This is a genomic window from Microbacterium sp. GbtcB4 (genome assembly GCF_019091465.1).
Taxonomy (GTDB): domain Bacteria; phylum Actinomycetota; class Actinomycetes; order Actinomycetales; family Microbacteriaceae; genus Microbacterium; species Microbacterium paraoxydans.
The window spans coordinates 1-271 of sequence record NZ_JAGXJJ010000135.1 but is presented as its reverse complement, the minus strand read 5'-3'; the positions used below and the strand labels follow the sequence as shown (position 1 = coordinate 271).

At 73.4% G+C, this 271-nt stretch carries 1 pseudogene; it reads left to right on the top strand.

The features are described 5' to 3' along the window. Window positions 1-71 precede the first annotated feature (71 nt). Window positions 72-271 (top strand): annotated as a pseudogene (locus KVS71_RS17490) (ABC transporter permease); the annotation flags it as partial.

Genomic DNA, 271 nt, shown 5'->3' with positions numbered 1-271 from the left:
GACCCCGGTGACGCGCCCCGGGAGACACTCGGACACATGGTGGCCGGAGCGGCCGATGAGGAGGAGACCGCGTGAGCGGCGCGACACCCGGTGCAGGAGACGTCACGAAGGGTCTGCCTCCCGGGCAGCTCCCGCCCAGCACGGGCCTCGCGGAGGAGGTGCCCCCGCCCCCGCGCGGCAACGTCGTCCTCAAGGGGATCCTCCGCGGCAGCGCCGTCACGACGATCCTGGCGATCGTCCTCGCCCTCATCGTCGGGGGCATCCTCATCGC